The sequence below is a fragment of the Akkermansia sp. UBA7090 genome (genome assembly GCF_002493465.1).
Classification (GTDB): Bacteria; Verrucomicrobiota; Verrucomicrobiia; order Verrucomicrobiales; family Akkermansiaceae; genus Akkermansia; species Akkermansia muciniphila_A.
In genome coordinates this window covers 104737-117679 of record NZ_DKYW01000016.1, presented here as the reverse complement: position 1 = coordinate 117679, position 12943 = coordinate 104737, and the positions used below count along the sequence as shown (strand labels likewise).

The following is a 12943-nucleotide window of genomic DNA, read 5'->3' as shown; positions in this document are numbered from 1 at the left end:
GGGGGAAAGAGGGGGAGAGGGGGACTGTCTGACAACTGTCTGACATATGTCCGACAACTGACTGACGCTTGTCTGACAACTGACTGACAGCTGACGGACAACCGTCTGACACGGCATCTCCGGGCCTCGCAACCCTCACAGGAGGAGCCGGAAACTTAGGCTCGCTCCTCTGTCTCACGCCCCACTCCGTAATCGCCAGATACCGTCCACCCTCTACCTCATACCTCACGACCATCCCGGCAGCCTCCAGCTCACACAGGGCCTGTTCCACCTCATCCACGGACAAATGCACCCGGCAGGAAAAACACTTGCTCAGCACCCACTCCGCGTCTCCGTAGAACCTCCCTGCACTATCCGCCGCCATTCGCAGACGAACGTACACACGCTCTCCTGTGGAGCTTAATTCATCCATCTCCACCTCCTGACACCAGTCTCTGATTTCCCTGCGTGGCATCGTCAAAAAAGCATCCATTGGTTAGTGAAATTCATCCAAAGACACTCCGTCTTTTTGTTACCTTGCGTGTCGCGCGTTAGCTTTGTTTCTTTCTGCCAACCAGAAAGATATTTGGAATACAACTCAGAATCATAGCCGGACAAAATCACTTTTCCTTTCAATGATTGAAGGAACCTAAGGAGCTCTTCATGGTCATCCTCATCATATTCATGCGCATACCTTACGTTCTTGCCTCTTGTTGATTGTACATAAGGAGGATCAACGTAATGTAAGGTATCAGCAGAATCGTATCGGGACATAATCTCCAGAGCATCCATTTTGTTAATTTCGATATTCCTTGCCCGTAACTCAATAGCACACTCACGTACTACGTCAGGATATTCACGCCACGTTTGAGGATAAGGGGTTGTTCGGTACAATCCGTTGCGTTTAAAGCCCGGTTTATGGATTCCTCCTCCGTAGCTCATCATAGAGTTAACTGCGAAATGCAGGGCATTCTCAACGGGGTCTTCGGAGACCGCAAAAGACCTTTTGTATGCTTCCTGAGAATAAGGTGTCAATTCAAGCAACTTAATAAGCTGCTCAACCTTTTCCGGATCTTTAAGCACCTCAAAAAAATTAACAACCCGGTCATCCAAATCGTTATACACATCTAAAAATGCAGGTTGCTTATTCAAAAGCACTGCTCCGGAGCCCCCGAATGGTTCAACATAAAACCGATGTTCCGGGAAAAAACTAATAATCCAGGGGGCTATCCTGTTCTTTCCTCCTAAATAACGAGCCAAAGCCCTCTTTCGGGGACGTTTAGTATCCATTGTCCACACTCTCCTTTCTGAGCTTATAGCAATCGCAATTTCGGGCACGGTTTATCTGAGAGTTGAAAATTCTTATACTTTTGACTGGACAAGTTAGGTCTTCATAATTTTTCCCAATACGTCGAATTTGTAGGTGTTCGCAAGTCCAGCAGGTACGCCTGAGCATGGCCCATAGCCGGTGCGCATTCTTGATTAGTTCGGCGTGCCTGTTGGTGATCGTCTTTTGGCCGCAGCAAACCTGGGCCGTCCTCCAAAAATGACGCATGGTGAGATTTTGCACACAGGAATGGTTTTGATAATTCTTTCTGAACTCTTCCAACCTCCCCAAGGCTTTCCCGTATTCAAATTTAAGCCTCATCCGGTAATTCTCCTTTCTGTAAAACCTTTGCCATTCCGCTAATGCAAATTATGCTATAGCCAGCAACAACCAAGGACGGAAACTCCTCAATAAGATTCTCCATTTGCTGCTGCGTTCCAGCTCGGAAAAACGTATCCTTGCCCCACAAATTTACCATCAGAACATGAGTTGGCCGGACGGTTATTGTTAATTTAACAAACTTACTCAGCCTATTTCTCCACCGCCTGGACTGCCGAGCGATTTCCAAAGCATCACCCAAATCCCTAAGCTTTTGTTTCTCGATTTGCTCTATTCTAGCTTTAATAATGGAAACCAGCCTCTTACGGCGTTGCGTGTAGCTCTTTCTAGTTGCTTTTTTCAACTCGGCTATTCGTTCAGGATTCATGGTTTTCTTTTTCCTTTCAGTTCTTGTAATTCTTCCAGACGGGCCGCTATCCATTCGTACCGGGCGGCCATATCCCGGAAAATCTGAGGTGCCGACTCTCCTTCTCTCTTCAGGAATTGCCTTTCAATCCAGCACGCACGCGCCCTGCAACAATCAGCATCACGGCGCAAACAGGAAATCTCCTCCTCCATGTCAAACTCTACAGAAGATGCCTTACCCATTGCTCTCCTCCTCTCTCCTCATATCCATCAAATCCTTCGCCTCCCGCATCCCCCGTTCTGTCAACAAGTACACTCTCGGCTTCAGCGCACTCGCATATTTTACAAGCCCCTGATCTATCAATACCGCCAGCACATTAGTCACGGTATTCCCGTGTAACCCGGTATCTGAAACAATACCCTTGTGACGCCTTATCCCCTTTGCCAATGCTACCAGCACCTGCGCCCCGCTCAGACGCAACCCCAGCCGCCTCACATTGCACGCAAATCTGCTTACACACTCAACGCTATTCATCGCATACTCCGTTAATAGTTAAAACCTTAAATTTAATAACCCATACCCACGGATTCATTTTAGATGCTCCGGCTCCCTTTAATTTATCCCACAGGGAAAAGTAAGACTCCTGGGCAAAAATGTACCCATTGGATCTCCCTGAATAATCCTTCCATAAACAGACATCCGTTTCTTCGTCGTGCCAGACGCTTTCAATGCCTTCCATCCGGGCATCCTGCGGTGTAATGTCTAACAGCCGCTCAATTCTTACTTCTGTAATTTCCAATAAAATTCGGGCGGCCCAACGCGGCATGTGAATCGACGGAATGGAACACTTGAGGGCAACCTTTGACTTCCATCTTTTGGGAGATTTCATTGGTAAAAAAATGGTTTCCCTCACCCACAATCGATCACCCGCTTTTCCATAGGGGCATCTTACCCACGGATTAAAATCATCATCCGGAAATTCCCCACTTTCGTCATTGGAGACGGCAAGCCATAAGCCGGTGTCAGCTTCAATGAAATCCTGAATCTCCCAGCCTCTTTCTTTCAGGTGCTCCGGGAAATTATTAAACCGGTTCAGGCCGCGCGTGCGGCGCGTCTGGTTCTTGTACTGGCCGGGCATGCTGTATTCCTGCAATAGCGCGCAGATCATGTCCGCGCTGAACAGAATGGGCCGTTCTTTCACATTGTTATTCATGGTCTTGGTTCTTGGTTGTTTCGGAATCTTCCAAAATTCGGTAAATCCTTCGCAGACTGTACAACGGACGCCCCACCTTCTGGTGCGGTTGCTTCATGGATCGCTTAATCTCTGGATGCTGCTGGGCCGTCCGGTGAAGCCATGAATCACTACGTCCCAGCACCGCACGGGCCACCTTCGCACTCACCCAATCCTGCCCACTCTCCACCTTCACCTGTACCCCGGCAGCCTTATCCTGCCCGCCTCCCGTTGCAGCCAACCGTTCCACTACTTTCGCGGCCAGCAAATCCAGCACGGCATCCGCAAACAAAATCTTGTTAAAATCATCAGCCGCAGACATAAACACCTCCAATCAACACAAAACACACCACTACCCCAATCCCCCACAACCACCCTCTCACCCGGCAGCACCTCCCCGGAGAACCATACGCCCGCATGCAAGGCCTGCCTCCCCAAGGCAAATCACCCATCCTCACCGGGAGCACCCTTCCTGCGGAGGGAACCAAAGGACACCATGCCCTCTCATCCCTCCGCAGGCTGGGCTTGATGCTCTCCTCATCCTGCGCCAGAAAATGGCCTCCCGGACAGGGATTCCCCCCATGCCAGCCATCATCTTCAATTACACCCATATCATTCAGTTGTTGGTTGTTGTTCTTGGCCTCCACCTTGGAGCCGGGAGATAAAATCTTTTCAATAAAAAGGACTGTGACTGTAATCCCACCCCAGCAACATCAACTCCATCAGTCTTCTATCCTTTTTTCGTTAACTTCACCTTGTCTGCCTTGTCCACTATCTTGATTTTTAACCGGCTCTGGAAAACCCACCTCATACTCGGCACGTCCATCAGCCAACTCTACCAGCAAATCAAACACACTCTTCTGCTCTTCGATACTCTTCATCGCAAGATACTGTGCTGTTTTAGGCTTCAACCTCGGAAGTTCTAAAGTTGTGCTCTTCATGCGGTCATATTTGCTCTATTTTTGCTCACATTCAAGAAAAATATCTCATTTTTTGCCATTGTGAGCAAAAAAGTTTCGACACTGAGAAAAAATATACCTACCCTCTCTTTATGGAAATTGATCACAAACAACTTTCCAAATGGCTAAAAACAAACGGGATAATAACTCGGACTCAATTCTGTGAAGAACTGGGGATTAGCCTCAAAACATCCTATCAGTGGACAAGTGGCTCTACTCCGATACCTACAATCCACCGAGCAAAAATCATCTCATGGATGCAGGGAAAACCTCTGAAACAGAAAAAAATTCTCACAGATACCTTCTCAATCACAATAGATGAGCAACGCTACAGGGCTTATGAGGCGGCAGCTAAAGCTGAGGGTATGGGATTAAAAGAATGGCTCATCTCTGTAGTCGACGACGCGGCAGAGCTGGACAACACACTACCCAACCCCTATTCTGACAATATAGCATCTGCTCAGAATCAAGGCACGGAAAAACAGGAGACAGCCAAACAAGGCCTCCCCTCCCATACGGAATCATCCGATCCCGCCACCCGGAAACGCACAACCAAAGAAACTCTCGGCATACTGCGCATCGGAACTAATCCGGGCGCAAAGAGAAAATCAGGCTCTGCGTAACATCATCGGTTATTACTTCTCTAATTGTGATTTTGACTTGGATATTTGGGAAAAACTGTCCCCAATAAACTAAGCCACTCCTTGCCACAATTACACCTTCTCTTCAAGAAATATTTGTTAGAATTTGCATTTTTCTAACAAATGTAAAAAACAATGATGGTTTCACAATCTTCGCTTTTCCAGCCCATACACTATACGCGAATCTAATTCTTGCCAATGGTATCGCTATAATGTCAGCGCAAGAAATGATTAAATCCGCTCAATAGCCCCTTGTCTTCCTTCCCCTTAACATGATTAAAAGGACTCCACAACTTCATTGATCCTGCTATAATACTATTCATTATAAGCTATTTATTCTTTTCTACTTACATTAGTATTCATTTCATTCACTATTGATAACATAAGAAACAGGAACTCCCTAACCTATATTTCCATGAAAAGAAAAAAACGATATAAAAAATCAGTAAACTCACACAAAAAAATCTGTCAAAATATTCAAAACAAAGAAAATGAAAAAAGATTATTATTATACAGATATATGCCTTATGAAGCTTTTGAAAAAACGATAGAAGACTGGTCACTAAAACTTACAATCCCTTATGAAACAAATGATCCATTTGAATTCATGCCTCGTTGCCAAGATCTAAAAGATATTATTAGTAAACAAATTCTAACCGCAAAAAATAACCCTCCAGGAATGTTATGCTTTTCTACCTCCATGACATCAGCATCTATGTGGGGACATTATGCAGACAGACACAAAGGAGTATGCTTAATTTTTGATTTTCCTTGTGTACCTAGAAAGGTTCCTATCACCAGTAGCACAGACACAATTCAATCTTATGTCATCAAAAAATATGAAAATTTAAAGATCAAACCGGATCCTAAATTATTAATTTTTCCTGTCATCTACTCCACCCAAAGGCCTCCCAGTATTCAAAGACATGCATACGATGCCTCTGGAGGCCATGACTTTGGACAACTGATGAGGTTGCTCACGGCAAAAGATCAATCATGGGAAATAGAACAAGAACACAGAATCTTCATTCCTATCAAAGATAGGAATAATTCTATAAAAAACAAAATGATTTTCTCTTCTTTTCACATGGAATATCTTAGAGGAGTGATACTTGGTCCTCAATGTCCCTACTCAAAAAATTATATATGGCTCTGGATTGAACAGAAAAAAACAATATCAAAGAAAATCAATAATATTGAAATATATGATAGTGAATATCATCCAACAGAATATAAAATAATTTCTAAATATTGGATAGAAAATCTTCAAAAAATGAAGTCTAACCTAATTCTTCCATCTCAATTAGATATATAGGCAATTTACTAATTTCCCTAAACACGATTCACTATCCTAATAATTCACGAACTCTCCCTGCCGTATTCATAAAAAACCTTCATGTCCGCTATTACGGGCATCTTTTTCTTCAGAGTTCTCGGATGATTTATTCGCAATCTTCGGAATGTGAAAAACAATAACGAAAGTGTGGCTACAACCAACAACTTCTCATATTTTTCTAATCACATTCTAAAACATCCTTTCTTATTCCTCTATAAAATCATAAAAAATTAACTACCATAAATATTTGAAATCACTGCAAGAAGACCTCATCACCTTGTAAGCCATCAAAGCAAACCAAACTGTCGTTGCTCCAGACACAAAAGAGACCGGGAAAACCATATTCCCTATACCCAACTCATACTCCAAAAACCCGCCATAACCAGCCATGAGCACCCAAGACACAATACCAATCACAACAGAAAAAAACACTCCAAAACCCTTCTCTTTGAACAAATGTAAAACAACAGGAACACACAGGGCGACAGCCAATTTAACCATATAACACACCAACGAAATCCCTCCCCAATACAAGGACTTCACGCTAAACGCAGAAAACAAAGAAGAAACAACAATAACAAAACATAACACCTTGAACCTGCACGAGAAGTCAAGAGAAAACGCAGGCTTTCTCTCCCTCGCCCTGTTGGCAGCCATCTCCTCCCGGCTTTTCACAACAGACTGCCCCTTCTCATTACACCCCCCATTACCCTTTTCCGCCAGCTCAGCAAAGCGCAATACCTCATCCCTAATCACCCATGGAGCCTTCCTTTCCACACTCATTAAAAACTTCTCGGACGTCAGCATCTCTAAAACATCCGGCATACTCTCTGTCACAAAACTCCTCATCAAACAATCCAACTCCATCGTAAAAACAGGGTTTATTGGGGCTTTACTCACCCGCCTTGAATCATAACCATCCACCCCATCCTTCAAACTGCACTGCACCAGACACACAAACCTCGCCACCACCTCTCTCAACTCCTTACCTATTTCAGGATAATAAATCGAATATCTTTCCTCTAGCAACTTCTCAACCCGCTCATCTCCTCCCATGTTACCCCTCATCGCCAAGCAAACCTCAAGCCTCACACATCTCTCCACCTCATACAAAAAATCCGCATACACCTTTTTGAAAACAGAATCAGGAAATAGAGAAGCTATACATCTCCCCTTATGCTGAGCAAAACACAAAGCATGAGCATACAAAAACGCCATCAGCTCAAACCTCACCACATCCCAATCCCACTCCGGCACAGGAAAAGCAGTAGATAACAACTCTGCCTTCTTCCACACATCTTCAAAACCCGCTTTAAATTCATCAACTATCAACATAAAAAAATTTCGGCATTATTTACTTTAGTCTTGTTTCGTTGATTTTTCCGATTTTTATCGAAGCAATTTGCTAAATATCAATATTTAAAATATTCTGAAAATCTTGCGACAAGACTATTCTGCATAATTCCGAAAAATTTTATTTCTTTTTTTTATTTTTTGAATCCCAATATTTTTTCAATTCTATAGGATATATCTTGCCTCCTGACTTTGACCACTTTTTAAAATATTCTTTATATTCCATTCTTTCCTTTCTAAGTTCTTCATTCCGACGCTTCTCATTATTCAAATCATTTCCGTAATATTCTTCTAAACAATCATAAAACTCTTTAACATATCCATTCTTTAAATATTCTTCACCTGAAAACAATTTCACCATTAGACTGTAATCATGGAATGAAATAAAACCTTTTAAAATTTTACGAATAAGCTCATTAGAAGATTTTGTCTCTTTAGCCAACTGATGCATATTGGTTCCAAATACTAACTTATAACTAAGAGATTGCCAAAGACTTTCAAAATGCATTTTCCCATTCACGGGAGTAACAAATCCATCATAATATAACATTTTTATTACATTTTTTTCAAAAGTATTATAATCATATATAAATCCATGTAATTGGCAATCAAAATCCTGACTAAATAATATATGTGAAATTTCTTCCAATTTTTCTTGAGACAGATCTAAATCAATAATAAATTTATCATAAAAAGAATATATAACAGCATTAGCCCAGACATTTCGTTCTGTTAACGCTTCATCTTGAACGCGAGTAAATAAATCTTGAATATTATTTAACTCTACAAGATTTTTGGCTTCTTCTGCAATCTGTACAGATCGCTCGGAAACCTGATAAGAAAAATATCCAATTATAATTGTCGTAAATGCTACTATTAGAGTAGCTATAGCTGATATAGCAGACCATTTATTACTCTTCTTAAGTAAAGATTCTTCTCTAAAATCCATAGCTATATATTATAGCTATAATTTGCAAAAAAACAATATATTTTTCTAATTGTTAGAGCTTTACAACTCCGGCAAATTCTCCAACGCCCTCTCCGTCGCCTCCGCTCCAAACTTAATATACCCGGCATGCACGGCGGCGGAAGAGTGCCCTACAATCTCCTGCACCATCGCCGGAACCACCCCTGCATCATGCAGCATCGTTGCCACCGTATAACGCAAAGAGTGGAAAGACAGCTCATTCTTCACCCTTCTCTTTCCGTCTCTGGCCGGAGTTAATTTCCTGTATCTTTTCCCGGCCAATCGTGGATCACGGTCAATCAAACCGGCATCAAACAACATCCCGGAAAACTCCGCAGACAACCTGCCGCTCCCTGACCGCTCATACATCCCGGCACGGGACGGATGAACAAACACGGCATCCTCTCCACAGACAGTTTGCCGCTCGCGCAACACTCCGGCCAAAGCTGGAACCATCGGCACCACCATCTCCCGGCCCGTCTTCTGAGTCACCAATTTCACCACTCCCTTTTCCCAATCCACAGCATCCCACCTCAGCATCGCCACATCCCCCAACCTCTGGCCGCCAAGATAAAGAGAACACAACACCATACTCCTCCACTCCTCATCACATCGCTCCAACACTCTCCGCAACTCTTCCAGCGTAAAACCGCGCCGGGCAGTTCTTCCAGAATCCGTCTTTTTATCCCTCGGCAGCTCCACTCCCATTCCGGGATTCCTCTCAATCACACCCAACTTAACAGCAGCATTAAAAACAGCGCAAACCATCCCAAACTCCTTCTTCACTGTCTTGACGGCAAACATTCCGGCCAGTTCCAGCATAAAATCATTCATCATGCGGGGAGTAATACGTTCCATTGACCAATCAACCCTGTCTTCCAAAAATGTATAAAACCTGTTTGCGGCATTCCGATAATTCCGAACAGTCGCAACAGACTTCCCCTTTCTGCCCAACCCGGCAATAAAATCGCCAAACCAAGCACGCACAGTAGGAGCAGAAACCTCCTCTCCTGTCACCTCTACAGCCAACTCCCCAATCACCTTCCGTATATGGAAAACAGTCCATCCCTTCTTTGCGGCGGACTCCCACGCATCAGCCACCTTTTGAGCCAGCTTCCGCGCATCCGTCGCGGACATCCCCGCCTCCTTTAGAGCCTCCACCTTCTCCCGCTCCATACCGCTGTTTAAAAGCCTCTGAGCATCCTTCTCAGATATAGCACCCGCCGGAGCAACTTCAATCTTGGTACTATGAGTGACAAGTTTCCACTTGCCGGATGCGGTGGGCACATAAAAACAAGCATGCCAAAACCGAGATCCCTTTCTGCATCTCAAAAACGCCATGCCTGATATAGCATCATAACTAGCATCAAAAAGCAACTATTCATATCCCGTCATACCCTGTCACCTAACAAACTATTTATTAATTAACCCTCTGAAAAACAACGAAAAAGCCCGCACTTTCATTGTGCGGGCTTTTTATTCAAAAAGAAAGCTTTTGGTACACGGAGAGGGATTCGAACCCCCGACCAACTGTGTGTAAGACAGCCGCTCTACCACTGAGCTATCCGTGCATGAGGTGGCGGGAATATATACCGGAAAACCGGACCCGGCAAGGAGAAAATGAGAAAAATGCGTTTTCATCTCCTTGTTCTCCGTATCAGTAAACTCCGGACACCGCAAATTCCGGAAAAAGAAAAGAAGGCAGGTGAAAATTTCCTGTTCCTTTCCGGGAATATGCTTGCGAATTATTTCCGAAACCTGTTTCCCTACCTGATGTCCACACGCCGGAGAGCACGGTAATGCAGGATAATGAAGAGGACGCACAATACAGCCTCGGCCGCATAGAACATGTCTAACGCATCCCGACCGGAGGTGAACCCGTAGGAGTGCAACCCCACTCCCAGCATATTGACGCCCCACCAGGCAAAGGCAATGATAACGCCGCCCACCACATTGCTGAAGTGGAGCAGCCAGGAAGACAGCCATCCGGCTTTCCGGGCATGCAATACGGTCAATTGCCACAGAACAATCATCAACGCTCCGTTTTCCTTGGGATCCCAGCCCCAGAAGCGCCCCCAGGATTCATTGCCCCAAATACCCCCAAAAACCGTTCCCACCAGCGTAAACACCAGGGAAAAACACAAGATGCCGTAAGCCATGCGGTCCAGGGATTGTTCCGTTTTTCCGCCGATCAGGCGCAGGGGGGAAGCCAGGAGGTATATATGGGAGAGCACCGCCGCCAGCAACCCGGCCGCGTACCCCAGCACAATGGTAATGACATGGGTGGAAAGCAGGAAGTTGGAGCGCAGGATGGCCACCAGGGGATCCATATGGTCCACAGCCTGGGAGGATTCATACAAAATCCCCATCTGACAGGAGAAAGCCCCAAGCAAAAGCCCCGCCGCCAATACGATTCCCTTTTTACTGAAAAGTTCCACCACAAGAGCGCAGAGCACCCCCATGCAGGCGATGAAAGCGATGGTTTCATACGTATTGCCCACCGGGGACCTCATGGTGATGAGCACGCGGATGAGCAATGCCGCAGCCAGCACTCCGGCTCCGCCCGCGCCTGTCAGCCACGCCAGGCTGAAACCTCCGGGCCGGAGAAAACGCCGCCAGAGGGGAGCGTTGGCGACCGGGCGGAAAAGCGCGCAGAGCAGCAGGCACACGAACGCCGCCACAAAGACAGCCAGGGAAACATAAAGCGGATCCAGACGATAGTAGAAAATTTCTCTTTCCAGGCCGTGCCGCTCTCCGGCGGAGGCGGCTTCATTGGGCTGAACCAGCTTTTCCAGCAGCAGGCCTTCCGCTTTCATCCGCAGTGCGGAAGCCTCCGCCCCTGCCATGCCGACTGCCTTGCGTTCCAGCAGGGACGCCATTGCCAAAAAGGCTCCGGCAGCTTTATCCGGGGCGGCCGTCCACAGGCGTTCTCCATCACGGCCGACAGCAGGAAACCAGCGCGGGAATTCCATCCGTTCCATGGCGGCGGGGTCTTCCAGCATGATTCGGGAGCCAAGCATCCAGCCCCGTACCACGTCAAAGTTGCGGGCAAGGGACAGAATTTCCTTCTGGGCTTCTGTCAGATTCGTTTCTCCCAGCAACCGGATTTCCCGGACGGCACGGGTCATTTCCTCCCAGTGTTCCGCAAGCTGCGCATAAGAGTATTTTTTCCGCTTGTCTTTCTGGTCCGGCAGGTGCAGGCGCCTGACCACCTCTTCCCGATTGACCAGAAAAACAGGATATTGTTCCGCCAGCTCCGGACGAAACATGCTGTCCAGCATCCATTCCACCGGGGAGAGCTTCCTTTTCCCTTCCGGCGTATCAATCACCAAGCTTCTTTTGCCCAGCGTCCGGAGCAGATGGAAACCCGCATAAGTAGAAACAGGCTTCAGGCGGCCGCCGTCCTGAACGGCCATGGACCCGGCCCGTTCCACCAAAAAGGAAGACCAGGGCACATAATGTTCCACCAGAACCGGATGGACGGCAGGCCGCGCCGCCAGCATGCCGATGCCGAAGATGGCCGCTACCAGCAGGCAAATGCCTGCCAGGCGCAGACGTTTTTTTCCGCCGGAGGCGGAAGCAGCCTGCGGTTCCTCCTTCACCTCCGGTTCGGCAGCCGCAAGCCCGGGTTTACGGCGCAGGTATCTGCCGAAAACACAGCCAAAATGCCACAGCAACCCTGCAGCGATGATGTAGGAGGACCATTTGGGCATCTGCTCCAGGGGATTATGGGAAGCGCGAAGAATGGAGATGAGTCTGCCCGGATGCAGGGAATCCTGGCCCCAGCTCATCTGGTACAGCGTCCAGCCGGAAAGGCGCAGAGGCTCGTTCATGCGGATAACGGCGTCATACTGACCGCCGGATTCCGGAAAGACGGTTACCTGGGATTCATAGGATTTAGGTTTGGAAGTTCCCGGATAAAACTCCGGCACAAAGCGGTTCAGGCGCAAATCAAACGGGAGGGAAGATTCGTGCACCCGGTCCCCCTGGGGCAGTTCCACCTGTTCCACGGCCACCGTCATTTTGTTGCCCAGCATGATGCCTGCCAGCAGCAGCAAAATACCACCATGAGCCACCAGCACGCCCGCGTGCCTCCAGGTCCACCGGATGCGGAACATCCCGCCTATGAGCAGGTTGATGAACAGCAGGACGCAGGTAATGCCCATGCCGGGCAGAGGCAGGGAAATCAGGGAGTTCTCCCCGCCCAGCGGTATCAGCACATACGCCGCCCCGAAAAAAGACTCTATGGCAGCCTCCGCCCCCATGGAGGAAGACAGCCTCACCTGGTGCAGCGTTCCGGCAAAAGTCAGCGCCAGAAGAATCAGCATCAGGGCGATGCCCAGCCCGTAGCTTCCGGCAACATTCCAGAGGCTGCGTCCATATTTTTTCCAAGCCGCATCCGTTCGTTCCCTGTCCATCAGCGTAAGGCGTCCGTAGTCCAAAAAGAGGGCCGATTGCACGATCA

The 12943-nt window shown here is 46.9% G+C and carries 12 protein-coding genes and 1 tRNA gene; 2 read left to right on the top strand and 11 right to left on the bottom strand.

Annotated features, from left to right (window positions below; all coding sequences use genetic code 11):
- The 6 genes from B3075_RS05940 to B3075_RS05915 all read right to left on the bottom strand — a co-directional run.
- The coding region (locus B3075_RS05940) for a hypothetical protein (protein WP_290492047.1) at positions 1-454 on the bottom strand (454 nt) is incomplete at its 3' end.
- Between the two features lie 2 nt (positions 455-456).
- On the bottom strand, positions 457-1317 hold the full coding sequence (locus tag B3075_RS05935; protein WP_143247131.1) for a DNA adenine methylase: 861 nt from the start codon (positions 1315-1317) through the stop codon (positions 457-459).
- Positions 1318-1616: 299 nt separating this feature from the next.
- Entirely contained in the window at positions 1617-2012 is a 396-nt protein-coding gene (locus B3075_RS05930; protein ID WP_290488531.1) for a hypothetical protein, read from the bottom strand.
- A gap of 505 nt (positions 2013-2517) precedes the next feature.
- Positions 2518-3159 (bottom strand): hypothetical protein, encoded by a 642-nt coding sequence (locus tag B3075_RS05925; RefSeq protein WP_290492046.1) that lies wholly within the window; start codon positions 3157-3159, stop codon positions 2518-2520.
- Between the two features lie 37 nt (positions 3160-3196).
- On the bottom strand, positions 3197-3544 hold the full coding sequence (locus B3075_RS05920) for a hypothetical protein (RefSeq protein WP_046435212.1): 348 nt from the start codon (positions 3542-3544) through the stop codon (positions 3197-3199).
- Between the two features lie 400 nt (positions 3545-3944).
- Positions 3945-4163 carry a hypothetical protein gene (locus tag B3075_RS05915; RefSeq protein WP_208207691.1) on the bottom strand — a complete coding sequence of 73 codons (219 nt, stop codon included), beginning with the start codon at positions 4161-4163 and terminating at the stop codon, positions 3945-3947.
- Positions 4164-4273: 110 nt separating this feature from the next.
- Here B3075_RS05915 and B3075_RS05910 point away from each other — a divergent pair, with 110 nt between their 5' ends.
- Together B3075_RS05910 and B3075_RS05905 are read left to right on the top strand one after the other, a co-directional pair.
- The gene (locus B3075_RS05910) at positions 4274-4804 is read left to right on the top strand and encodes a hypothetical protein (RefSeq protein WP_208207692.1); all 531 of its coding nucleotides are present in this window, start codon (positions 4274-4276) and stop codon (positions 4802-4804) included.
- Between the two features lie 433 nt (positions 4805-5237).
- On the top strand, positions 5238-6137 hold the full coding sequence (locus B3075_RS05905; RefSeq protein WP_208207693.1) for a DUF2971 domain-containing protein: 900 nt from the start codon (positions 5238-5240) through the stop codon (positions 6135-6137).
- A gap of 255 nt (positions 6138-6392) precedes the next feature.
- Here the strand turns inward: B3075_RS05905 and B3075_RS05900 are convergent, their stop codons facing one another.
- From B3075_RS05900 to ccsA, 5 genes are all read right to left on the bottom strand, one after another.
- Positions 6393-7493, bottom strand: a complete 1101-nt coding sequence (locus B3075_RS05900; protein ID WP_208207694.1) for a hypothetical protein — start codon at positions 7491-7493, stop codon at positions 6393-6395.
- A gap of 139 nt (positions 7494-7632) precedes the next feature.
- Complete coding sequence (locus tag B3075_RS05895; protein ID WP_208207695.1) at positions 7633-8460, bottom strand: hypothetical protein; 828 nt, start codon at positions 8458-8460, stop codon at positions 7633-7635.
- A gap of 60 nt (positions 8461-8520) precedes the next feature.
- Positions 8521-9819 (bottom strand): tyrosine-type recombinase/integrase, encoded by a 1299-nt coding sequence (locus B3075_RS05890; RefSeq protein WP_290488532.1) that lies wholly within the window; start codon positions 9817-9819, stop codon positions 8521-8523.
- A 155-nt stretch (positions 9820-9974) separates the two neighbouring features.
- Positions 9975-10049, bottom strand: a tRNA-Val gene (locus tag B3075_RS05885).
- 195 nt (positions 10050-10244) lie between these two features.
- Positions 10245-12938 (bottom strand): cytochrome c biogenesis protein CcsA, encoded by a 2694-nt coding sequence (gene ccsA, locus B3075_RS05880; RefSeq protein WP_290488533.1) that lies wholly within the window; start codon positions 12936-12938, stop codon positions 10245-10247.
- Between the last annotated feature and the right edge of the window lie 5 nt (positions 12939-12943).

What these genes read in the sequence shown, in the direction of transcription:
- B3075_RS05915 (WP_208207691.1), bottom strand. Translation starts at nt 4,163, where the DNA reads ATGAAGAGCACAACTTTAGAACTTCCGAGGTTGAAGCCTAAAACAGCA.
- B3075_RS05920 (WP_046435212.1), bottom strand. Translation starts at nt 3,544, where the DNA reads ATGTCTGCGGCTGATGATTTTAACAAGATTTTGTTTGCGGATGCCGTG.
- B3075_RS05905 (WP_208207693.1), top strand. Translation starts at nt 5,238, where the DNA reads ATGAAAAGAAAAAAACGATATAAAAAATCAGTAAACTCACACAAAAAA.
- B3075_RS05930 (WP_290488531.1), bottom strand. Translation starts at nt 2,012, where the DNA reads ATGAATCCTGAACGAATAGCCGAGTTGAAAAAAGCAACTAGAAAGAGC.
- B3075_RS05910 (WP_208207692.1), top strand. Translation starts at nt 4,274, where the DNA reads ATGGAAATTGATCACAAACAACTTTCCAAATGGCTAAAAACAAACGGG.
- B3075_RS05900 (WP_208207694.1), bottom strand. Translation starts at nt 7,493, where the DNA reads ATGTTGATAGTTGATGAATTTAAAGCGGGTTTTGAAGATGTGTGGAAG.
- B3075_RS05895 (WP_208207695.1), bottom strand. Translation starts at nt 8,460, where the DNA reads ATGGATTTTAGAGAAGAATCTTTACTTAAGAAGAGTAATAAATGGTCT.
- B3075_RS05925 (WP_290492046.1), bottom strand. Translation starts at nt 3,159, where the DNA reads ATGATCTGCGCGCTATTGCAGGAATACAGCATGCCCGGCCAGTACAAG.
- B3075_RS05890 (WP_290488532.1), bottom strand. Translation starts at nt 9,819, where the DNA reads ATGGCGTTTTTGAGATGCAGAAAGGGATCTCGGTTTTGGCATGCTTGT.